This is a genomic window from Runella rosea, assembly GCF_003325355.1.
Taxonomy (GTDB): domain Bacteria; phylum Bacteroidota; class Bacteroidia; order Cytophagales; family Spirosomataceae; genus Runella; species Runella rosea.
In genome coordinates this window covers 901380-924220 of record NZ_CP030850.1, presented here as the reverse complement: position 1 = coordinate 924220, position 22841 = coordinate 901380, and the positions used below count along the sequence as shown (strand labels likewise).

The window sequence follows — 22841 nt, the reverse complement described above, 5'->3', positions numbered from 1 at the left end:
GGCACTTCGTATTGCTTATGGCTACCAAAAAAAATAAAAAAAAAGTTTTAGATTTTAACATGCAATCCCAGCAGCAATTTGCTTGGTGCTGGGCTGCCGTCGGAACAAGTTGTGCCCATTTTTATGACCCCGAGAGTCAGTGGACACAGTGTAAAGTAGCGAGCGCTTCTATCGAACCCTCGCCAGGAAACTGCTGTGATGCGCCAGAGAGTCTTGATTGTGATAAACCTTGGTACTTGATTACGCCAAACAACCAAGGCTCTTTTGTAACTACTCATATACCAAGTAGTTTTGTGATTGGGGCTCTGCCTGTTGATAAATTAATGGCGGAGATTGATCAGGGTAGATTGGTAGCCTATAAATTTGAAATAACCCTTGAGCACGCGCTAGACTTTAACATTGATGGTCAAGAAATCAAAATTCCAAAATTTGGACATTTTGTAGTTATTGCGGGCTACGAATCTTCTATGGCTTCCCCCAATGACCAGAACGTTACGGTGTATGTATACGACCCTTTCAGTCTCGAAAAAGGATACTCGACTATGACCTATGAAGTTTTTCAAACTAATTACAAATGTCACGGTGGAGCGGTTGCGGATGCTAATAGCACAAATGGTATCGACAGCGTAACGGGTTGCAGAGTGACCCACAGCTTCTTTACTTCTCCCCTTCAAAATGCGTGAGTTATGCCTATCAAAGAAGTTTTTGCCCCTCTAAAGTCTGCCAATTTATTTAAAGATTGGGCTTCTAAACAAAAAAAAGGAAGGCCCCGAAAACGGCCTCATGCGTATGAAGAATCCATCCCTCATAAAGTTTTTCATGCGGGACTGAATGATATCATTTCTGGAAAAGGATTAGTCAATGCCCAACTGGTTGCCTGGCGGCACTTCCATACTGATGCTAAAGAAAACCACGCTCTGGTTGAAATCAAAGTTGGAGAAAAGGAAGATGAGCATGTTTTGCAGGAAGCCCATTTTGGGCCGATGGCCTTTGACTATAAATTACTGTTGTCTAAGCTTAAAGAGCTGGAAAAGCTAAAAAATGAAGATTTTGAGCTTGCCTATCTTAGAATATTTGCTCTCAGAATAAACACTATTTGGCTACGGGCTGACCAGCGAGACAACGATTTTTTTATCCCAATTGCACCATGTTTTAACGGGTTTGTAGCAGGAGAACTTTATTCTTCACCAGATTTTCTGAAGCTTGCTCAAATAGCTGCCCAACGTTTTTATCAAAATACTCAGGCAAAAAGCCTCGAAGATGATGATTTGAAAGGAGGGTAAGCGTTTTAAAAATGAGACAGCCATTCAAAAAAAAGATGATATTCCTTTGGTGTAATGAAAGCCGATAATCCAAAAATCATCGTTAGCTGAAAGAACCCGAAACGCAAAAAAATCCAAAGGCCTATGTGGAGCAATACGCCCATTGCGAGCACGGTAAGCCTGAATTCTTCAATCCAAATTAGGGAAAAAAGCGCTGCTTCTATCGCTATGGTTCCGTAGGTTGTACACTTAAAAAACCATGTACGGTCCAATGCTTTAGGTAGTTCGCGGCGATTCCAAATCCTTACCTTCAGTACTTTTTGGGTAGCGGAGCCATCGCGCCACCATTCTCCCTTTAATTTAAACAGCACGTTTTTTGCGTAAATATTGGCCATGAAAAGCTGAATCATGATCAATGTCCAAGGCCAGCCTGTTGCTTCGGGTCGGAAAAGATGCTTGGGGTTTAAAATGGAGAGTTGTGCGTCGTAAGGAGAGAAAATAAGGAACAAACAAAAAAAACGATAGACTGTATCTCCCGAACTCAACACGTAAATATTCCGATTGTGAATCGAAACAAGCGTGACAAAACAGACAAATGCCGACAGATTCGGCAAGATCCCCAAAGTCAAGCAAAGTCCCGCAATAAACTGAATTCCGAAAACCTGATTAAGAGATGCCGTAGTTGGAGGTAAATAATTGAGAAGTGAGAAGCGAAGGTCTTTTTTATTTCTTTTATAGTCATCGTTGCCAAACCAACCTTCGGGTTGCAATAGTATCTTGTTTTTTCCCTGCCAAACCCACGTTTCAATCAATACCAAAATACCCGTTAACAGGCGTAAAACGCTAATGGTCAGGGTAGATTGGTTTTCGAAAAAAAAGTCATTCCACGATTGTAACAGTTGATTCAGAGTGATAAAATCGGTCATTGATACTTTATTGTTGAGGTAGTTCGTACGTGAATACCCGTTGACTTAGCCAAGGAAACATCGCTCGTTGTTGGGGTTTTTGGGGTTCATAAAACCTGATAATATGTACCTTAACTGGGGTTTTGGATGAAGTGTTGGTCTTATGATACTCGCGTAAAATAAAATTACAAACTGCTTCTTTAGGAACATCATCCTTTTGAGAGAGCAACTGATTATGCATTTTAATAAACCTAAAATGCGGTGCCCATTGATAATCATTTTTTAAAGTATATTCAGGTAGTTTCCAAGGTTGAATGGTTCCGTCGGTAAATTCAATTTCAAAGCCAATCAAAAAGTTTTTAGAAACGGGCTGAGGTGCAAACAATGCCCAATAATTGTCAAGTCCTGCCCAACAAATGTATTTGCTAAAATAGTTGTGAAGAATTTGTCTAAAAAAATATCCTTCGGGAAGACACCAGAAAAGAAGTAAAATACTCATCAAAACAATGAAAATGCTCGCTCCAATTTTCTGAAGAATTTCCAAAGAATCCATTCTGATTGATTTTTATAAGGCTAAAATAGCGTTAAAAGTTAAAAGAAAAAATGATTTAACCTTATAAAATCCTTGAAGTTATTAGGGCTTTTTTCGAAAAAAAGCAACTTATTCGCCAAACGTCCAGTTTGCCGATGATTTTTTCAACAGAGTCAACTGTCGGCGACGACTCAGTAGGTTGGAGCATCAAGGGTAGGAGCAGAGAGGCTTAGAAACGTTGAAATGAACTTCATAAAAAAATAGAAATTGGAAAAATAGATGTTTCTATAAACCTAAGGAGGCTAATTGGGTTGTTTTTGGTGAAAAAAGCATAATTTTTGAAATGATTTTAAACAAAATTGCAATTATTGTTTTTAAAAGATTACTTTTGTAACGGTAATTACCATTTTTTTTCATTTTTTATTTTTTTTTCAATGAACACAGGAACAGTAAAGTTCTTCAATGAAACCAAAGGATTCGGTTTTATCGTAGACAGTAACACAGGCGAAGAAATTTTTGTACACGTATCAGGTCTTATCGACAACGTACGTGAAGGTGACGTAGTTACTTTCGAGCCTGCACAAGGTAAGAAAGGCTTGAACGCTACGAAAGTGAAACGTGCGTAATACTCACGCAAACGAAATACATTTTGTTTAGAGTAACTTAGGGAGCTTAAAACGATGTAAGAATCAAAAGGCAAATCGGAAACGGTTTGCCTTTTGTATTTTTCGTGCGAGCCTGCTAAAAATTAGCCGTTTTCCATTCAAGTCCGTTTTGTTCCAAGAGCCAAATTCGAACAGACTTTAATTTTTTAGCCACTTTTTTGCCTTCTTTTATTCCTAACACGCTAAACGCCGTGGCGAGGGCATCGGCCGCGGTTCCGTTGTGAGCAATGACCGTGGTGCGTGTATGGGTGGTGAGCCCAACGCCCGTGCGAGGATCTACGATGTGGGAATATTTAATCCCTTTATGTTCCATAAAACGGTAGGTATTTCCAGAAGTGGCCACCCCGCAATTTTTAAGCGTCAACACACGCTTTGCCGTACTGTCTTTCCCTCCCGAACTTACTTCAATCTCCCAACCCTTTTTTTGAGGAGGGGCGTCGCCAAGGGTCAAGTCCCCGCCAGCATCCAAAAAAGCGGCAGAAATGCCAAAATAGCGTAATATGCGTATGGCATCATCGGCCGCGTAGCCTTTTCCGATACCGCCAAAATCGAGACGCATCCCTTTTTGGGTAAGTATCACTGTACTATTTTTAGCATTTAAACGGATTTTTTTGTACCCAACGGTTTGTTTGGCTTCCTGAATTTGGGCGCTGTCGGGGAAATAATTACGCCGTAAGGCGCGCCGCCAGAGTTGAACAATCGGCCCGACGCTCACATCAAAAGTGCCCTTGGTTTGTTTACTGTAATGAACTGATTGCTGAAGAATATCAAAGAGAATTTGACCCGCAAAAAAAGCTTCTCCCGAACCAGCCGTTGCTGATAAACGATTGGTTTCGCTGCCATCTAAGTAATCGCTTAAGATTGAATTCAGGTACTCAATGCGTTTAAAAACGCTATCGGAGGCCACTTTTGCGATGGAGTCATGAGGGGCGTAAAAAACTAGATTGAATTCCGAACCCATTGCATTCCATGCGTAAGAATACCGATTTTGGGCATGGCCTGAGAGGGTAGTACAGAGAGACAAAATACAAAAAAAGAATATGTACTGGAGAATAACCCGAGTGTAGTGTACTTTAAATTTATAAATCATCATTTGGTGGAATTGCGCAATCCGCAAATAAATGGTAACTTTTTTAGAAATAATGAACCTTTTTGCACGGTTTTTGGTATCAAAATTATAAAAATCATTCCTGTGAAAACCAAACGTGCCGCTGTTTGTTGTTGCTGTATCCGTGACTAATACATGGAAAGGGAATGATTTACGCTTCAAAACTAAGAAATTGAGCCGCCCTTTCCAGAAGAAAGGGCTTTTATTTTGTAATCCAATCAATGCCATGACATTAACTGAGCAAGAAATTTCGGTCTCCTTTTTAACGCGTCTTACCGAGCAAAATGCCAAGTATCGGCATCGATTGCCTCCCCGCAGCAGCGTTGGGAAGTTTGTGGAAGAAATGATGTGTTTTCTGTTTCCCGTTACACAGGATTGCGAACGAACTTCATTGGATTTGCCCGAAGCCTATCGCCGTCTTCAAAACCGTTTGTCTTGCCTTTTGGACCCGCTTTCCAATCATCTTGACGCTGATAAAGACGCCATTATGGACCGATTTCTGGCCAAATTGCCCGAGATTTATGAAAATCTTTTGCTTGATGCTCAGGCAATTGCGGACAATGACCCCGCTTCGGTGGGCATTGAGGAGGTGATTTCTGTCTACCCAGGTTTTTATGCCATTGCCGTATATAGGGTGGCCCATTTATTAGTGGATTTGAACGTGCCTTTGCTGCCAAGAATGCTTACCGAACATGCTCATGGACTGACAGGGATAGATATTCACCCTAAAGCAAATATCGGACAATCGTTTTTCATTGACCACGGAACGGGCGTCGTGATTGGTGAAACGACCGATATCGGTAATAACGTGAAAGTATATCAAGGCGTGACGCTTGGTGCATTGAGTGTTTCTAAGTCAATGGCCGAAACCAAACGTCATCCTACCATTGAAGACAACGTAGTTATATACGCTAACGCCACCATTTTGGGCGGCAAAACGGTCATTGGCAATGATTCTATCATCGGTGGAAATGCATGGCTGACGACAAGCGTACCCGCGTTTTCGCAGGTGTATCACCAAAGCGAATTGAAAATTAGACAAAGCATTCTTTAAAATTTTATCTAAGAACTGGTATTCTGAATCAGTTCTTAGTTGCTTCTTAATGGAGAATATCAGGCGAGTCCTCGCACAAATCTTCGAACGGTTTCCATAAAAATTGGTTCGAAATTCGATAATGTTTGGCGAGGTTGGGTAACGGAAGTGACCACCAAAAAACCGTACGTCAAGCACCACCATTCATAAAAGGTTTTGGAGACAGCATCGGCGGAGCGCGGGCGTATCAAGGCCATGGCTTCCCATACGGGATGATTGTTGAGCATGGCAAACTCAATTTGATAAGCCTGTTTTGACTGACAAATCCCGCCTTCCATGTTAAACATCACCTGAAAAACCTCGGTTTGGGTATGCATGAATCGCCATTGAATTTGGGCAAATTCCGTAATTAATTTCTCAGGGTTACGGTATAAAGTCCTCAATTTCAGTAGTTCTTCGTGCAGAAAAGCAAAGCCGTCGTTTCTAATGGTTTCCAGCAGTTTATCTTTACTGTCAAAATATTCGTACAAAATAGGAGGACTATATTCAATAACATCGGCAATTTTTCGAATGGATACGGCCTGCCAGCCTTCCTCACGAGCAATGTCGCGGGCAGTTTTGAGGATGTCGTGACGGACTTGTTTCCGCAATCGCTCCCGACGTTCAACGATTCCCATAAGATTAACGATGGATTAGAGTAGACTTTACACTGTTAAATTATCTACAAGTAAAAAATAAATGGTGAAAGAACCAAAAAAAAGACAATAAAAAAGCCCAGCCAAACGTTTGACTGGGCTTTTTTATGCTTGATAATAAATACTGTTTTTAGGCGAATTTCAACATAGATTTCAAGGTTAAATTTGCTCTAACGTGGATTTAATCGCCGCAAAATCAGGTAGGTCGCCAGCACTTTCCAGTACTTCTGCATATTGGATAACTCCTTCTTTATCAATCACAAAAGCGGCACGTTTTGCCACGCCTTTCATTTCAAACGCAAATGTATCGTAGTAGGATTTAAAAGCCTGTGAAGTCTCCTTGTTAAAATCGGACAGTAAATCAAAATTGTATTTTTGCTCCTCCTTATATTTGCCCAGGGTAAAAAGCGAATCTACCGAAATACCCACTACCTCGGCACCGAGTTTGGTATAGTATCCTAAGTCATCGCGCATGGTGCAGAGTTGTGCGGTACATACACCCGTAAAAGCCGCTGGAAAGAAATGAATGATGAGATTTTTTCCTTTAAAATCTTCAAGTGAAACCTTTTTTTTGTCGGTATTAAACAGGGTGAATGAAGGGGCCTTATCGCCTTTTTGTAATGACATGGTTGCTTAAGTTAATTTTGTTTTTGCAAAAATATAAATACATCCTGAAAACTTGCTAAATCATTAAATGTTCGTAATTATGCCAAAAAAAGTAACATTGGCAGTAGTAGGATACTCAATAAGTAAACTATTATATCAATACCTAAACCCCACAGCGGCGGATTTTACCTTTCACTAACACACATCATAATACGTATGCAAACCATTTGGGGAATTGACCTCGGCGGAACAAAAATTGAAGGCGTTGTATTGTCGTCACCCTCGCCTGATGCGGTGATTATCCGTAAAAGAATTGATACAGAGGCTCATAAAGGGTATGAGCACATTGCGGGCCGGATTGTTGAGCTGGTACGTGCATTGGAAGCAGAAACAGGCTTCAAAGCCCCAAGCATAGGGATTGGCACGCCTGGAACGGTAGAGCCGTCTAACGGTTTGATGAAAAACTGCAATACTACCTGCCTCAATGATATGCCTTTACAGAGTGATTTAGCAAATACATTGGGAATTCCAGTCTTTATTGCCAACGATGCCAATTGTTTTGCGTTGGCCGAAGCAACAATGGGAATTGTTCCCGATGTTGTTCCAGATTATCAGTGTGTATTTGGCGTTATTATGGGTACTGGCGTTGGTGGCGGTGTTGTTATTAAAGGAAAAGACGGACAGTCTTTTGTGTTGAACGGAACACAGGGAATCGGTGGCGAATGGGGCCATAATGAACTAGAACCTAATGGGTATGATTGCTATTGCGGCAAAAAAGGCTGTGTAGAACAGGTACTTTCTGGCCCCGCATTGCAGCGGTACTATGCGCAGATTAGCGGTCAGGAGTTAAAGATGAAAGACATTGTGGCACGGCATTATGCAGGCACTGATCCGTTTGCTTCCCAAACCATTGACCGTATGTTAGAACATTTTGGGAAAGCCGTTTCAGTACTGATGAATATTCTCGACCCCGATGCCATTGTTTTGGGCGGTGGTGTTGGAAACATTGATTTACTTTACACCGAAGGCTTGGAACGGGCCAAAAAATACATCTTTAATAGCGGTCGGGTAGAAACAAAAATTCTTCGTCCAAAGTTAGGAGATAGTGCAGGGGTATTTGGGGCGGCCATGTTGTCCATTTAATAAAGTATTAAGTTGAAAGGTAACAGTGTAATGCGTTATTTGAATGCAAACTGAGCCTTTGAAATGAAAAGTTAAGAATGAATCATTGGTTAGTAAAGTCGGAGCCGTTTGTATACAGTTGGGATGATTTTGAAAAAGCGGGGAGGAGTGTTTGGGATGGCGTTCGTAATTATCAGGCACGTAATAACCTGAAAGCCATGCAAAAAGGCGATTGGGTATTCTTTTATCACAGCAATGAAGGGCTGGCCGTGGTGGGTATTGCACAGGTAGATCGTGAAGCTTATCCTGACCCAACCACCGACGACGCTCGCTGGGTGGTGGTTGAATTGGTGCCCGTTCAGAAGTTAAAACGACCGGTTTCATTGCAGGAAATTAAGTCAGATAATAGATTGCAGGAAATAGCGTTAATTAGGCAATCTCGTTTGTCGGTCATGCCGATTAAACGGGAGGAATTCGACCTAATCTTAAGTTTTAGCAACGATGAAAACACCTAATGAATTTATTGTCAATAGCCTAAAGGCGCATTACCAATTTTTTGTAGTGCGCAGGGTTGGTATGGCGCTTAGTGCCGGTTTAGTTTCTTTCTTTTACGCTTTGTTTTTGGTCATTGGTTTAGTTTCCATTGATCTAAAGGCGCAGACTGTCAAGCGGATAGAGCTTCCTGTTCCAGGAGCCAATGAGTCGTATCACACGATTTCTTTGGGCGCAAAAGGCGTGGTACTGGTTTCTCAGCTTTCAAAAAATGCGTTTAACATTCAGAAGTTTAACGTTGATTTGGACCGCGATTGGTCAATCAACGGAACGATTGAAGATAACCTTGATTTTGTAAAGTCTTCTTACGATGGCCAGTCTGTTTATCTGTTATTTACTCGCAGTCGGACTGATTTTTATCAGGTTGTAAAGGTGGGAGTCGCGGGTTTTATGGAGACATTTTACCTTAGCTCCGTAGACCGTTTTCAAATTACCGATTTCCAGACAATTGGTTATTCGGTTTTTATGGCAGGGACAGTACGAGACGAGCCGATGCTCCTTTATACCAACCTTGCTTCCAAACAAAGCAAGATTTTGCCCGGGGTTACGCAGCCCAACACCGTGATTCAATCTGTAGATATTGATACCACTCACAATTTGATAAATGTCTGTTATGCCGCTCGCAAGGGGCGAGAAATCAAACTTATCTCACGTACTTTCGACGAATATGGGCAATCGGTAGGGCAGGTTATGGTAGAGCCAGAGCCTGATTACTCATTGCTCAACGGACGCCTTTTTACGCTGAATGATTCTACTAAACTGATGATTGGCACCTATGGTTTCCGAAACATGCAAGGGAACAACAACAGCGCATCGCAAGGGCTTTTTCTGAGTAAAATCGTTTACGACGAGGTAGAATTTACCCAATACCACAGTTTTACCGATTTTAAGAATTTTTTCAACTTTATGAGCGAACGTGAGCAGGAACGAATGCTACGTAAGATAGAGCGGAAAAAAGAAAACGGAGACGAAGTAAAGCTTAATTATCGATTGCTAGTTCATGATATTATTGAGCAAAATGGCAACTACCTGATTTCGGGAGAGGTCTTTTATCCTGAATACCGTAACAACAACAACGGTATGTATGGTATGAGCTCGTGGTGGGGGTCACCCATCATGTCGCCGTGGGGAATTGGTGGTATGGGTATGTTTCCATCGTATGGACTTTATAATCCATACTATTGGGACCCATGGTTTGGCTCACGTCGGATGAACAACGGTCAGATATTTAATGGTTTTGTGTATACCCACGCGATTGTGGCTGGATTTAACCCCAAAGGCGATTTATTATGGGATAATTCGTTGCCTTTTGAAGGGGTGAAAAGCATGGAACTCAAAGAAAAAGTAAGGGTAAAACCTAATGAAGACCAGACTGTTTCCATGTTTTACAGCAACAAAGGGGCTATCAAAGCCAAGGTTTTTGACAAAGACCGCGTATTGAATGACCGCCAGCCGATTCCGATCATGACCGTTGATGCGAGTGACAAAGTACGTCAAACCAACACCGACGAAGTGCTGTACTGGTTTGATAATTATTACTTGGCGTTTGGCTATCAACGGATTACAGGTGATGATGGTCGCCGAAATGTTTTTTATCTGAATAAAATATCTTTTTAATAACATAGGATAGAGGGTCAATCGTTGGTCACAGAGGGTTTTTTCCTGAATGTACCAGCGGTTGACTTTCGCCTTAACGCACAAATGCAACTTCTCACTCCTCTCCACTGGCAAGATTACGAACTGATTGATAGCGGTAATTTCGAAAAATTAGAACGATTTGGCGACTACTTACTAGCCCGTCCTGAGCCTCAGGCCATTTGGGATAAATCTCTCTCCGACGCCGATTGGAAAAAAAAGGCGCACGCTACTTTTGTACGGGATAAGCAAGCAACCGAACGCGGAGAGTGGCAATTGACGAAAGGAATGCCCGAAAAATGGTGGATAAACTACCGAAATGCGGGGTTGTCATTGCGCCTAAAATGCTCGCTTACTTCCTTCAAGCATGTCGGGATTTTTCCTGAGCAAGCTGTTAACTGGGATTATTTAGACCAAAAACTCCGCGCGCTGCCCATTGAGAAGCCCGCCGTTTTAAATCTTTTTGCGTATACAGGGGCCGCATCGGTGGCAGCAAGACAGGCAGGGGCCGACGTAACACACGTAGATTCAATTAAACCAGTGGTGACGTGGGCGCGGGAGAATATGGAGGCAAGCGATACCGACAATATCCGATGGATGGTGGAAGATGCTTTTAAATTTGTTCAGCGTGAAGTGCGGCGGGGAAAAAAATACAACTGCATCATTCTCGACCCACCTGCTTATGGCCGTGGGCCAGCGGGTGAAAAATGGATTTTGGAGGAGCAATTGAATGAGCTACTTAAGTCCTGTGCGGAGTTGTTAGACCCCGTTCACCACGTATTTATTCTGAATCTATATTCGTTGGGTTTTTCCGCCTTGATGGCCGAAAATTTAGTATTGGACCGATTTGGTAAAATGGCGAATACTGAATGCGGTGAACTTTTTCTTGCTGACCATAAACAACGCAAACTGCCCTTAGGTATATTTTATCGTTTCGCCTCCGTCTAAGCAGCGATTAATCGTGCATTTCCCCAAAACTTTCCCGTACTTTGCATCAATGAGTGAGTCAATGGTAAGGATGATGTACCTTTGTAACTTACTGATTTTATTAATGCATTCATTGTCAGGTGTTTTTGAAGCACTAAAATGACTTTCTTACAGAACATCAATAATAGTACAGAGCAACTTGAAAGCCCTAACGTATATAGTAAGTATTTGTTTGGCAATGTGGCTGGGCGGGTGCAGTAGCGACGAACGTCAGAGTACCCGTATTCCTCCGCTACCTTCCGATGATGCCCTCAAACGGGCTGAAATCGGTGTTGAGTACCTGAGTGCCATCATTCGGCGCAGTCCACGCAACTCCTTAAATTACCACAAAAGAGCCGAGTTGTACATCGTCCTTAAGGACTTTCCCGCGGCTTTGACGGATATAAATGATGCCCTTGAAATCAGTCCTAGCAATGGACTTTTTTTGTTGACCAAAGCCCGAATATTGCGGCAGATTAAGCGCTATGACGAAGCGCTGGCGGCGGCGCGGCAGGCAGAAGTGTTGCAACAAGATACGCCCGAGTTGTATATTTTATTGGGAGATTTGACCCAACAAAAAAAGCAATACCGTCAGGCAAAATTATATCTGTCGAAAGCCCTGCAAATGGCTCCCTACGAAGGAGAAGCCTATTTCTATAATGGACTTTTAGATGCTCGTCAGGGAGATACGCTGTCGGGGATTGCGCTTATGCAGCGGGCCGTGGAATTAAAACCACGCTTTGTCCCTGCGTACGTGGAGCTGACCACCATCCATACCCGATTGCACGATTATATTCAGGCAAAAGACATTAACGATCAGGGCTTGCGTTATTTTCCCAAGGAGTCGATGCTTTATTATTCGCGGGGGATAATGTACCACAGCCAAAAACGGCTAGACAGCGCGCTGATTGCGTACCGGGCGGCCATTAAATTTGACTCGACCAATTATGCGGCTGATTTTCAGGCTGGTACTATTTATTTGAAGTGGAACAGTTTGCCGTTGGCCATTAAAAGTTTTCAGAAAGTTTTGCGCTATAATCCCAAATATCCACAGATTAATTTTTTGTTGGGAAGTGCTTACGACAAACATGGAAACATTGAAGGGGCTATTGAACAATATACCCTGGCTACTCAGATAGATGCGGCTGATTGGCGTTCGCGGGGGCGTCTCTACCGGGCGCAACAGCGAAAATACTACCTTGACACCTACGGTACCCTACCGCCGGCTTCCCCCGAAATAACTTCTGATGCTGATAATGAGAAGGATGTTTCTCCAATTGCCCCCGAGCGTGAAAGGGTTCAGGTCAATATTCTAACTCCCCGACTTGAATTGAAAACGAAAAGTGATACCGTTCGAAGCTTGAAAATCAGGCAATAGTTGGCAGTAACGTTTAAAACAACCATTTTTGCAGAAAATTTATCAACGATTCATGCTAGTTTGTAATAGCGGATGTTGATGAAGCGTGACTAAACATAACTAATTAACATGAGTAACATTAAAATCACCCTACCTGATGGTAGTGTGCGCGAGTACCCCCAAGGCTCGTCAAGTATGGACATCGCGCTGAGTATCAGCGAAGGACTGGCGCGAAATGTTTTAGCGGCTAAAGTCAATGGACAAGTTTGGGATGCCACCCGACCCATTGATACGGATGCCAACCTCCAACTCTTGACTTGGAACGATACCGATGGAAAAGCTACTTTTTGGCATTCCTCCGCGCACTTATTGGCCGAGGCGATTGAAGCGTTGTACCCGGGTACAAAATTTGGAATCGGACCTGCCATCGAGACGGGTTTTTATTACGACATTGATTTGGGCGGTAAGCCTTTTTCGCAGGAAGATTTTAAAAAAGTAGAAGATAAAATGCTTGAACTTGCGCGCCAGAAAAGCGAGTACAAGCGAACGTCGGTTAGTAAAGCCGATGCCATTGAGTACTTTACCGAAAAAGCGGATGAATACAAGCTTGAACTGATTGACGGACTGGAAGATGGTCAGATTACGTTCTACTCGCAGGGTAATTTTACGGACTTGTGCCGGGGGCCGCACATCCCCAATACGGGATTTATTAAGGCCATCAAAATCATGAATGTGGCAGGGGCCTACTGGCGCGGCGACGAAAAACGCCCAATGCTCACGCGGGTATATGCCGTAACGTTTCCTAAACAAAAAGAACTGGACGACTATTTGCACGTACTGGAAGAAGCAAAACGTCGCGACCACCGCAAGCTCGGCAAAGAACTGGAATTGTTTACTTTTTCCGAAAAAGTAGGCGCTGGTTTGCCGCTTTGGCTACCAAAAGGCGCTTTGTTGCGCGAACGCCTCGAAAGCTTTTTGCGCAGGGCGCAGGTGCGCGCGGGGTATTCACCCGTAGTGACGCCCCACATCGGCAGCAAACAACTTTACGTAACCTCAGGACACTGGGAAAAATACGGGAAAGATTCCTTCCAGCCGATTCATACCCCCGAAGAAGGGGAGGAGTTCATGCTTAAACCCATGAATTGCCCTCACCACTGCGAAATCTACAAAGCACGTCCACGGTCGTATCGTGAGTTACCGTTGCGTCTGGCGGAATTTGGCACCGTGTACCGTTATGAACAAAGCGGAGAGCTTCATGGGCTGACCCGGGTGCGTGGTTTTACGCAGGATGACGCCCACATTTTCTGCCGTAACGACCAAGTGAAAGATGAATTCAAGCGCGTAATTGATTTGGTTCAGTATGTGTTTCGGTCATTGGGATTTGAGAATTATAGTGCGCAAATATCCCTCCGTGACCCCGCAAAACCTGAAAAATATTTCGGAACAGACGAAGACTGGAACCGCGCCGAATCGGCGATTATTGAAGCTTCGGCCGAAAAGGGGTTAAATACCGTTACCGAACTAGGAGAAGCCGCCTTTTATGGCCCCAAACTCGACTTTATGGTTCGGGATGCCCTGGGCCGTAAGTGGCAATTGGGTACGATTCAGGTGGATTACCAACTGCCGCAACGATTTGACCTTGAATACATGGGCAGCGATGGTACCAAACACCGCCCCGTGATGATTCACCGAGCTCCCTTTGGTTCACTGGAGCGCTTTATTGCGATTTTGATTGAAAACACAGCTGGTAATTTTCCATTGTGGCTTTCGCCAGACCAAATTGCGGTGTTGCCGATCTCCGAAAAATATATGGATTACGCCAATGACATATTTTTGCAACTGCAGGAAGCCGACGTACGCGGGTATGTTGACCATCGTGACGAAAAAATTGGCCGTAAAATCCGCGATGCCGAAGTTCATAAATTGCCTTACATGTTGATTGTGGGTGACAAAGAACAGGCCGAAGGAACCATTTCTGTACGTCGCAAGGGCCATCCTGATATGGGTTCCATGAAGTTGGAAGACTTTGTGACCTATTTCAAAACCGAAATCCAGAGCGGCATTGCCACGTTTGGCGCTTGATTTTGTGTTAAGTAGTACCTTAATCGTAACAAACAATCCCGCGCTGTACAGTGCGGGATTGTTTGTTAAATATAGCTTTCAAAACTGGGTTTTTGACATAAAAACCAGTTTTGAAATAACCCTAAAGAATATCCTAAGCACGTTATTACAGTAAAAGTTTTACATTTGAATTTCTAATTTAACACGCACGTATGTCTGTAACCATCGCTCCAATTCAGGAAGGGCTCGCTGCTTTTTTAGCGACCAAAGAGTATTCAAAATATGTGGTCATTGCCGATGTCAACACCCGTAAACACTGTTATCCTCGCCTAAAACCGTATTTGTCAAAGCACCATCTCATCGTTGTTCCTGCGGGTGAACAACACAAAAACCTAACCACCTGCGAACAAATATGGAGTGAAATGACGCGTTTGGAACTGGACCGCCATGCGGTCGTTTTTAATCTCGGCGGCGGCGTAATCGGCGACATGGGCGGGTTTTGTGCGGCTACCTATAAACGTGGAATTGATTTTGTGCAGATTCCTACCACCCTGCTTTCTCAGGTGGATGCCAGTGTGGGCGGGAAGCTAGGAATAGACTTTCAGGGATTTAAAAACCACTTGGGCGTTTTTACCCAACCAAAAAATGTTTTAATCGACGCATCCTTTTTGCAAACCTTATCGTATATCGAATTAAGGTCTGGATTTGCCGAGATTGTGAAGCACTGTTTGATTGCTGATGCGGCTAAGTGGGAAGAAATTCGCAAAAAAGATTTTGAGGAACAGAATTGGCCAGACTTGATTGCGCATTCTGTCGAAATCAAGAAAAAAGTGGTGGCCGAAGATCCAACGGAGAAAGGCTTACGCAAGATTTTGAATTTCGGGCACACCATCGGGCACGCGGTAGAAACTTATTTTCTGAATAAGCCCCCCAAAGAGCGCCTCTTGCACGGGGAAGCAATTGCGGCGGGTATGGTCATGGAGGCTTACGTGGCATACCGAAAAAAAATGATTGATTTACAAACATTAGAACAGATTGAGGAGTTTATATTTTCGGTATACGGCAAAGTAGCTTTGCAAATGTCGGATGTGGCTACGGTGATTCAGTTGGCGCAGCAGGATAAGAAGAACAAAGGAGGGGAGTTGCGTTTTTCATTGTTGACTGGTTTGGGGAGTTGCGGGTTCGATATTAAAGTAACCCCAGGTGAAATTCAGCAGGCTGCCGCGTACTATGTAGGATAATTTATAATCGCTAAGATTTACAATAAATAATTTGCTTTTGTAGAAAATTTCGTATTTTTATCCAATCAAAACTGGTATAACACCAAACTCTAACATCCATCATGAAGCTTGCTAAACTTTTACCTTTTGTGTGCGTCGTTGTGTGGGCGGCGGGTTGCAATACCAATCGTCGAATTTTTGTGGAGCACGATTACAGTTATGAAACTAACTTTAAAGCCTACAGCACTTACGCCTTTTTGGAATGTGAACGTGATACGGGTAACGTATGTACTGAAGTATACAACGCCATCCACCGACAAATGCAAGCACGTGGCTATCGCCTCAGCACAAGCAAGCCCACGCTTCTGGTAAACTACGGAATTTTCTACGACAACTTACGCTATCAGGGATACATGCAGCCCGTTATCAAAAACTGGGTTGATACCGAAGATGACTCCTTCAAATACGAGCCGATTCGCTACTCATTAGATAAGGGCACGATTATCATTTCGCTGATTGACGCCGATACCGATCAGGTGGTTTGGAGAGGTTATGCTGCGGGTATTTTCAAAAATCCCAATGCCGCCAACAGCTACTATCGAAACGTGGTTCGATCTATTTTTGACCAATATCCGCTCTTTGCTTCGGGCTACGACCCCCGTGGCGGCGGTCCCCAAGAAAGCGGAAGATAAGAACTACATCCCCATATTCATTTCAAAATAGTAATTCCCTGCGTTGATTTTATCATAATCAGCGCAGGGAATTTTTTATTGCCTTAGTCTAATTGAACAAATCCTCGATGCGTTCGAGCATCAGGATGGCAGATTGGGGAACGATGACGTATTTCTCGTCTCCGTACATGACGTCGATGGCGTTGCGTTGCAGGTAAATGGCTACATCACCTTCCTGCGCTTGCAGTGGCATGTATTTTACCTTTTCCTCGGTTTCTTTCCAAGGTTCATCTTCAGTAGGGGCGGGAATCGGAAAACCGGGTCCTACTTTGATGACATACCCAGTCTGTACTTGTTCTTTTTCGGTAACGGTAGGAGGAAGATACAAGCCCGTTGGCGTTTGGTCTACGGGGTTTTTGGGCTTAATCAGAACGCGGTCGCCTACCACGATGAGGCGTTTAAGCTTATTGTCGGAGGTTACTTCTAACATGTTTTAAATGATTACTGATGATAAACCGTACTAAAGGGTTCGCCATCCTTTAACGCAAACTTTTGAAAAAAAGTTGAGGAATTAAAGAATCACTTTGCGACGGAAGGGAGGCTGACTGAGTACGTAAGCTGCATTTTCATCACCGAGCTCAACGGCTTTGGACAAGTCCTTTTCGGCTTGTGAAAGCTGGTGCAATTTTAGACGGGCAAGGGCCCGCCAACGCAGTGCTTGTGGTTCTTCCCCGCGCGAAAACCAAACGGCTTTATCGAACGATAAAAAAGCGGTTTCGTATTCCAATAATTGATAATGAGCCATTCCTTTTTGCAAATGCACCTCTGACAGCGTATTATCAAAACTTAGTGCTTCGGCAAAATCGTAGAGGGCAGAGTAGATATTTTGTTCTTTGAGGTTACATTGACCGCGATAGGCGTAAGCGATAGCTGATTTGCGGTACTCCTTAATTTTTTGGTTAAAATAATCGTGTGCTTTGGTATATTCTCCGTTGTTGAATAATTCAATACCTTCGGCTAGGCGTTTTCGTTCTTTTTCGGCAGGCGTATCGTGGTCGGTAAGATAATACCGAAGTACGAGGTAAGGAATCAGCAAAAAAATAAGCAAAAACGTTTCCACGATGTTTGGGCGGTAATCAGTTGCAGCTAAAGTTACAATTTCATAACGTTTTGAATATGACTTTGGTTACAGGTTTCGACGAATTTTGTGAAATTAGGCAGATTTTGTGGTAATTTTGGGCATCGTACCTACGTAATAACATTTACCGATTCACTGTCCAAAAATCATGAGTACTACTTTATCAACATCGACTCGACAAACCGACTTTTATCAACTTGATGACTTGCTGACCGAAGAGCATAAGCTGGTTCGGGACGCGGTTCAGCAAATGATTAACCGCGATGTGCGGCCCATCATAGAAGAGTATGCCCAGAAGGCTGAGTTTCCTGCGCATTTGATTCAAAAGTTTGCCGAAATCGGGGCCTTTGGCCCAACCCTGCCGATTGAATACGGCGGTGGTGGACTTGACTATATTTCTTATGGTCTAATGACGCAAGAAATCGAACGTTGTGATTCGGGGATGCGCTCAACCGTTTCGGTGCAAAGTTCGCTCGTCATGTGGCCAATCTATGCCTACGGTTCGGAAGAACAGCGCCAAAAATACCTGCCCAAATTGGCCTCTGGTGAAATGGTGGGTTGTTTTGGTCTGACCGAACCCAATCATGGCTCAAATCCAGGAGGAATGTTGACCTCCTTTAAAGAGGCAGGCGACCATGTGGTGCTGAATGGCTCAAAATTATGGATAACTAACTCGCCAGTGGCCGATATTGCAGTCGTATGGGCCAAAAATGAACAGGGACGGATTCGCGGATTGATTGTAGAAAAGGGAATGGAAGGCTTTTCTGCACCCGAAATTCATAACAAATGGTCGCTGCGAGCGAGCGTTACGGGAGAACTGGTATTTGACAATGTGAAGGTACCCAAAGAAAATATTTTGCCCAACATCGAAGGCCTACGCGGGCCACTCGGCTGCCTCGACAATGCCCGCTATGGCATCGCGTGGGGCGCGATTGGCGCGGCCATTGATTGCTACGAAACGGCATTGAAGTATTCGTTGGAACGTGAACAGTTTGGGCGACCCATTGCAGGGTTTCAATTGCAACAGAAGAAATTGGCCGAAATGTTGACCGAAATCACCAAAGCGCAACTATTAACTTGGCGATTGGGAACCCTCAAAAACGACGGGAAAGCCACCACCGCCCAGATTTCAATGGCCAAACGCAACAATGTTGACATGGCACTACACATTGCGCGCGAAGCCCGGCAAATGCTCGGAGGTATGGGCATCACGGGCGACTATCCCATCATGCGCCACATGATGAACCTTGAGTCGGTCATTACCTACGAGGGTACGCACGACATACATTTGTTGATTTTAGGTCACGAAATTACGGGGATTCAAGCCTTTAAATAAAGCACTAAAATAGATTTGAACATTTGTCATGATCGGCAATGTGTTGCCGTTTAAACCCACTTTATGCGTTGGAATAATAAGTATTTGCCCTTTTTAGGACTCATTGTGGTCTACATTATCGGAGCCGTTAAGATTGATATTATGGATATTGACGCGGCCCAATATGCCTCCATTGGCCGCGAAATGGCCGATAATGGTCAGTTTTTGGAAGTTCAATTTCGGGGTAAAGACTATTATCTGGACAAGCCGCCTTTGCTTTTTTGGCTTTCTGCCCTTGTGTTTAAAGTGATTGGCATCTCAAATTTTTCTTACCGGCTGATTCCGATTCTCTCCACGCTATTGGGCATGTATGCCTTGTATCGCTTTTGTAAATTATACTATTCGGAGCGTACGGCTTACATTGCTGCGTTGGTGATGGGAAGCTGCCAGGCATTCTTTCTGATGAACCATGATGTAAGGTGCGATACCCTGCTCACCAACTGCGTCATAGTTTCTATTTGGCAAGTAGCTGAATACGTTAAAAGTCGAAATTGGAAACACTTCGTGGCTGGTTTTATCTTTGCTGGACTGGCGATGTTGGCCAAAGGGCCCATCAGTTTGATTGTGATTGGAGCCGCTTTTTTCGTTGATTTTGTCTTAAAACGACAATGGAAACAGCTTTTTGATTGGCGTTGGCTGCTGGGGCTACCCATCATCGTGTTGGTTTTGCTGCCGTATTGCGTCGGGCTATATCGTCAGTATGGTTCAGATGGACTTTATTTCTATTTTTGGGAACAAAGTTTCGGACGGATTACGGGCGAGAGCGAGTGGGACAATAGCCCAGGCCTTTTTTTTCAATCGCATAATTTTCTGTGGAGTTTTTTGCCGTGGGTTTTGGCATTTATACCTGGCCTTGTGACGAGGTTGCGGGACATCATCAAGCAAAGGTTTTTACTTCCAGTGGCCGACGAAGCGATTTCGGTAGGAGGTTTTATTTTGCCATTTATGGCACTCTCTACCGCTCAATACCAATTGCCGCATTATACATTTGTCGTATTTCCGTTGGCGGCCGTATGGACCGCCCGTTTTTTGGATAAACTCATTGAGCATCCCGAAACCTCGTCTTTTCGGTGGACCCGCATCGGTTTAATCGTGACTTCATGCGTGATGCTTATTGCCATCGTTGGGCTTTGTTTTTGGGCTTTTCCTTTGCAAAATATCCCTTTATTGATTGTCGCTATTTTGCTTGCGGTGTTGATTGTACGTTTATACAATGGTAAGCGGCCTGGGTTTTCTCAATTGGTTTTTGCTCCTTTTCTGACGGGCCTTGGCATCAATTTGCTGATGAACGCGCATTTTTATCCGAGCTTATTGAAATATCAGGCGGGTTCGGTTATGGGGCAGAAAGTAGCGGAAGATTACTCCGCAAATGTTAAGGACTTTTATATTTATGAATTGGCACCTGTCGATGAATACAATATTTTTCACAGCGCATTGGATTATTACACCCAACGTACTACACCTGTTTTGCGCTCACTTAATGAAGTAAAACAGCATTTTAAGCCTAAAAGTACCCTTATTTACACCGATGAGCAGGGATTGAAATCGCTCAATACCGCAGGACTTCGGTTTAAAGAAGTGCATAAGGTCCAAAATTTCCACGTTACGGGGTTAACATTGCCCTTCTTGAATCCTGCCCTACGCGCCACCGAAACTCACCCTCGGTATTTGTTGATGGCCGATTGATAAAGAGGCCTACCGTGTTAAATAAACCTGCACGAAGCAGTCTCTTAATTTTAAGGGACTGCTTCATTGTTTTAGCGAATAAAAACCTGACTCGTTTGACTTAGGGCATCCCGTAGCCAATGCGGATTCATCATGGCAAGGTTATCTGGAAGTTGATCGGTTTTGAAAAACTGAAGTTCCAACGTCTCCTCTTTTGAAAAGTCTTTACTTATCATTTCCGTCAATTGGGCTTCAAAGTATGTCGTTACGTATTGGACTGACCTGTCGGGATAATGGTACGTTTGGGACGTGGGAGATGAATAAACCCCAATTAAGCGTTTGATGTGTGCTTCTCTATTTGTTTCTTCCCTAATTTCTCGAAGAATGGCACTCTCGACTGTTTCACCAAATTCAACATGTCCCGATATAACACCCCATTGGCCGACATCTCTTCGCTTTTGAAGCAGGATTTCTCCCTGCTCGTTAAATATAGCGGCTGCCACGGCGGGAAATAGAGTTTGTTTTTTTTTAACGGTTTGATTCATTGCATGTTTTTTGAAAATAGAACGCTAAAAAATGGGTTTGGATATATTTCTCAAAAATATCAATAGTGACAAGCCTCCTGGTTATTTCCCCAAATGACCTCAATTTGGTTTTCAAGTAACTGCTTGACCATACCCCGGCACGAAGTTTTAATACTTTTAGATGTAGTCTAATTAGGTGCTTTTATAGGTTCAAAAATAACCCATTGGACAAATGATTTCTTGATTCTAATAATGCTTTTTTCATAAAGTAAATCATTTTTTAAAATATGAAAACCTTAGATATTTTAAGTTTGTTGATAATCAGTGTTTTAGCGGCTTGCTCGACCCAAGGGAGTGAAGGAACAATGGCTAATAATGAAGGTGTTGAGATGACTTCAAACTGTTACATTTATGCCAGTGAAAAAGATACTGTTCAGATGAACCTGCTTCGGCTGGGAACCAAGGTAAGTGGTGATTTGACCTATAAATTCTATGAAAAAGACTTCAACCAAGGCACAGTTGAGGGGGAAGTAAGAGGGGATACCCTACTCGTTAATTATACATTTAATTCAGAAGGGACTAGCTCTATTCGGCAAGTGCTATTTCTCAAACAAGGCGAAAATTGGGTGGAAGGCTACGGGGATGTTGAAGTAACTGATGAAAAAGTGAACTTTAAAAACCCCAATGCGTTAAATTTTAATAGTACCTTAATTTTAAAAAAAGCAACTTGCAAGAATTAATAAGTGGCTTTTCTTAAGTACATTCGTCAAAAGAAAAAGTCGTTTTAAGGGTGTATTGGCACAATTAACGCAAAATGTTATCGTTGAATTACAAAATTTTAAATCAAGTATGGTTCGTTTTTGGAGATTTGTAATTGTTATATCTGGGTTGACGATGGGTGCTGTTCAGGCACAGGATTACGACCGATTTTCGATAAATATTGCAGGGGGTAAAAGCCTTTCCGTGCGAGAGTTAGCCACTAAAGTTTTTGGTAGAACAAGAGGTGGTGAGCTTGCCGACGATGGCATCGGCGCTCAGGTAGTGCTAGCGTATTATCCAACCCGCCGATTGGGGTTAGCAACCCGCTTTTCATACAATCAAAACCGAACTCGCGAGGAAGGAATTAAGTTGATTGCTTCGACTAACTATGGAGTAGAAAATCCCGTAGTTGAATCTACCGAAGGTTGGAATGCCATGAGTGCCATGATTGGCCCTTCTCTGCGATTGGGGGGGCGAAGACTGGGCTTGGAAGGACGTTTACTGGTTGGTTATGCCGTGGTCAACAGCCCAATGTTTGTAACGACGGGTTCTTACCAAAAATACAATATCACGGTAAGCACCCAAACGCAAAACTCGGCTGATTGGGCCTACGGAGCGGGAGCAACGCTAAATATTGGCCTGATTGGAGGTCTTTCTATGGTGGTCAATACCGATGCCACTTTAATCAGCACAACTTTTAGAAACGTTAGTAATCAAATCACCACGACAGGCTTTCCTACTGTGAATCAACTTGTTGATATTGAGCAGCACGTTGGCGTTCTCAACGTGACGGGAGGGCTCCGATTTGCTTTCTGATTTTTTTAAATCTTTTTTGTTTTACATTTGTTATAGCTAAAGAGCCGATGAGAGAAAACCACTCGTCGGCCTTTTGCTGTTTGACGTGGCTTGTCTTTTTGATGAAAATTACAAGCTTATGTTGCGGCAAAAAGTCTCTTAACTGATTGATAATTCGTAATATAAAGTTACCAT

The 22841-nt window shown here is 43.3% G+C and carries 24 protein-coding genes; 16 read left to right on the top strand and 8 right to left on the bottom strand.

Annotation, left to right across the window (positions count from 1 at the left end; translation table 11 throughout):
• The first annotated feature begins 17 nt into the window (after positions 1-17).
• On the top strand, positions 18-683 hold the full coding sequence (locus DR864_RS04000) for a C39 family peptidase (protein WP_114065739.1): 666 nt from the start codon (positions 18-20) through the stop codon (positions 681-683).
• Positions 684-686: 3 nt separating this feature from the next.
• Positions 687-1283, top strand: a complete 597-nt coding sequence (locus DR864_RS03995; protein WP_114065738.1) for a hypothetical protein — start codon at positions 687-689, stop codon at positions 1281-1283.
• Positions 1284-1288: 5 nt separating this feature from the next.
• Here DR864_RS03995 and DR864_RS03990 read toward each other — a convergent pair whose 3' ends face one another.
• A complete protein-coding gene (locus DR864_RS03990) occupies positions 1289-2188 on the bottom strand; it encodes an HTTM domain-containing protein (RefSeq protein WP_114065737.1) in 900 nt (299 codons plus the stop codon).
• Positions 2189-2195: 7 nt separating this feature from the next.
• Positions 2196-2720, bottom strand: coding sequence for a hypothetical protein (locus DR864_RS03985; RefSeq protein WP_114065736.1), 525 nt, complete (start codon positions 2718-2720; stop codon positions 2196-2198).
• A 413-nt stretch (positions 2721-3133) separates the two neighbouring features.
• Here DR864_RS03985 and DR864_RS03980 point away from each other — a divergent pair, with 413 nt between their 5' ends.
• On the top strand, positions 3134-3325 hold the full coding sequence (locus DR864_RS03980; RefSeq protein WP_013930127.1) for a cold-shock protein: 192 nt from the start codon (positions 3134-3136) through the stop codon (positions 3323-3325).
• Positions 3326-3440: 115 nt separating this feature from the next.
• Here DR864_RS03980 and DR864_RS03975 read toward each other — a convergent pair whose 3' ends face one another.
• Positions 3441-4457, bottom strand: coding sequence for an FAD:protein FMN transferase (locus tag DR864_RS03975; protein WP_114070141.1), 1017 nt, complete (start codon positions 4455-4457; stop codon positions 3441-3443).
• A 241-nt stretch (positions 4458-4698) separates the two neighbouring features.
• Here DR864_RS03975 and epsC point away from each other — a divergent pair, with 241 nt between their 5' ends.
• Positions 4699-5526 (top strand): serine O-acetyltransferase EpsC, encoded by an 828-nt coding sequence (epsC, locus tag DR864_RS03970; RefSeq protein ID WP_114065735.1) that lies wholly within the window; start codon positions 4699-4701, stop codon positions 5524-5526.
• A 59-nt stretch (positions 5527-5585) separates the two neighbouring features.
• Here the strand turns inward: epsC and DR864_RS03965 are convergent, their stop codons facing one another.
• Together DR864_RS03965 and DR864_RS03960 are read right to left on the bottom strand one after the other, a co-directional pair.
• On the bottom strand, positions 5586-6182 hold the full coding sequence (locus DR864_RS03965) for a TetR/AcrR family transcriptional regulator (RefSeq protein WP_114065734.1): 597 nt from the start codon (positions 6180-6182) through the stop codon (positions 5586-5588).
• 177 nt (positions 6183-6359) lie between these two features.
• Positions 6360-6827, bottom strand: a complete 468-nt coding sequence (locus DR864_RS03960; protein ID WP_114065733.1) for a redoxin domain-containing protein — start codon at positions 6825-6827, stop codon at positions 6360-6362.
• Between the two features lie 195 nt (positions 6828-7022).
• Here DR864_RS03960 and DR864_RS03955 point away from each other — a divergent pair, with 195 nt between their 5' ends.
• The 8 genes from DR864_RS03955 to DR864_RS03920 all read left to right on the top strand — a co-directional run bounded on the left by DR864_RS03955 (position 7023) and on the right by DR864_RS03920 (position 16411).
• The gene (locus tag DR864_RS03955; protein ID WP_114065732.1) at positions 7023-7949 is read left to right on the top strand and encodes an ROK family protein; all 927 of its coding nucleotides are present in this window, start codon (positions 7023-7025) and stop codon (positions 7947-7949) included.
• Positions 7950-8026: 77 nt separating this feature from the next.
• Complete coding sequence (locus DR864_RS03950) at positions 8027-8443, top strand: EVE domain-containing protein (protein WP_114065731.1); 417 nt, start codon at positions 8027-8029, stop codon at positions 8441-8443.
• On the top strand, positions 8430-10097 hold the full coding sequence (locus DR864_RS03945; protein WP_114065730.1) for a hypothetical protein: 1668 nt from the start codon (positions 8430-8432) through the stop codon (positions 10095-10097). The genes DR864_RS03950 and DR864_RS03945 overlap by 14 nt, the downstream gene beginning before the upstream one ends.
• 84 nt (positions 10098-10181) lie before the next feature.
• Entirely contained in the window at positions 10182-11063 is an 882-nt protein-coding gene (locus DR864_RS03940; protein ID WP_114070140.1) for a class I SAM-dependent methyltransferase, read from the top strand.
• A gap of 178 nt (positions 11064-11241) precedes the next feature.
• Entirely contained in the window at positions 11242-12459 is a 1218-nt protein-coding gene (locus tag DR864_RS03935; protein WP_162793542.1) for a tetratricopeptide repeat protein, read from the top strand.
• Positions 12460-12567: 108 nt separating this feature from the next.
• Positions 12568-14520: a threonine--tRNA ligase gene (gene thrS / locus DR864_RS03930; RefSeq protein ID WP_114065728.1), complete on the top strand. Its 1953-nt coding sequence runs from the start codon at positions 12568-12570 to the stop codon at positions 14518-14520.
• Between the two features lie 191 nt (positions 14521-14711).
• Complete coding sequence (gene aroB, locus DR864_RS03925) at positions 14712-15740, top strand: 3-dehydroquinate synthase (protein ID WP_114065727.1); 1029 nt, start codon at positions 14712-14714, stop codon at positions 15738-15740.
• Positions 15741-15841: 101 nt separating this feature from the next.
• A complete protein-coding gene (locus DR864_RS03920; RefSeq protein ID WP_114065726.1) occupies positions 15842-16411 on the top strand; it encodes a DUF4136 domain-containing protein in 570 nt (189 codons plus the stop codon).
• 88 nt (positions 16412-16499) lie between these two features.
• Here the strand turns inward: DR864_RS03920 and DR864_RS03915 are convergent, their stop codons facing one another.
• Together DR864_RS03915 and DR864_RS03910 are read right to left on the bottom strand one after the other, a co-directional pair.
• On the bottom strand, positions 16500-16880 hold the full coding sequence (locus tag DR864_RS03915) for a co-chaperone GroES (RefSeq protein WP_114065725.1): 381 nt from the start codon (positions 16878-16880) through the stop codon (positions 16500-16502).
• An 81-nt stretch (positions 16881-16961) separates the two neighbouring features.
• Positions 16962-17510, bottom strand: coding sequence for a tetratricopeptide repeat protein (locus DR864_RS03910; RefSeq protein WP_114065724.1), 549 nt, complete (start codon positions 17508-17510; stop codon positions 16962-16964).
• Positions 17511-17676: 166 nt separating this feature from the next.
• On the opposite strand from DR864_RS03910, the gene DR864_RS03905 reads away from it, so the two are divergent.
• Both DR864_RS03905 and DR864_RS03900 read left to right on the top strand, forming a co-directional pair.
• On the top strand, positions 17677-18864 hold the full coding sequence (locus tag DR864_RS03905; RefSeq protein ID WP_114065723.1) for an acyl-CoA dehydrogenase family protein: 1188 nt from the start codon (positions 17677-17679) through the stop codon (positions 18862-18864).
• Positions 18865-18927: 63 nt separating this feature from the next.
• On the top strand, positions 18928-20589 hold the full coding sequence (locus DR864_RS03900; protein ID WP_114065722.1) for an ArnT family glycosyltransferase: 1662 nt from the start codon (positions 18928-18930) through the stop codon (positions 20587-20589).
• Positions 20590-20660: 71 nt separating this feature from the next.
• Here DR864_RS03900 and DR864_RS03895 read toward each other — a convergent pair whose 3' ends face one another.
• A complete protein-coding gene (locus tag DR864_RS03895; RefSeq protein WP_114065721.1) occupies positions 20661-21113 on the bottom strand; it encodes an NUDIX domain-containing protein in 453 nt (150 codons plus the stop codon).
• A gap of 266 nt (positions 21114-21379) precedes the next feature.
• Between DR864_RS03895 and DR864_RS03890 the strand changes: the two genes are divergently transcribed.
• The gene (locus DR864_RS03890) at positions 21380-21832 is read left to right on the top strand and encodes a hypothetical protein (protein ID WP_114065720.1); all 453 of its coding nucleotides are present in this window, start codon (positions 21380-21382) and stop codon (positions 21830-21832) included.
• A 109-nt stretch (positions 21833-21941) separates the two neighbouring features.
• Positions 21942-22667, top strand: coding sequence for a hypothetical protein (locus DR864_RS03885; RefSeq protein ID WP_162793541.1), 726 nt, complete (start codon positions 21942-21944; stop codon positions 22665-22667).
• Positions 22668-22841 lie beyond the last annotated feature (174 nt).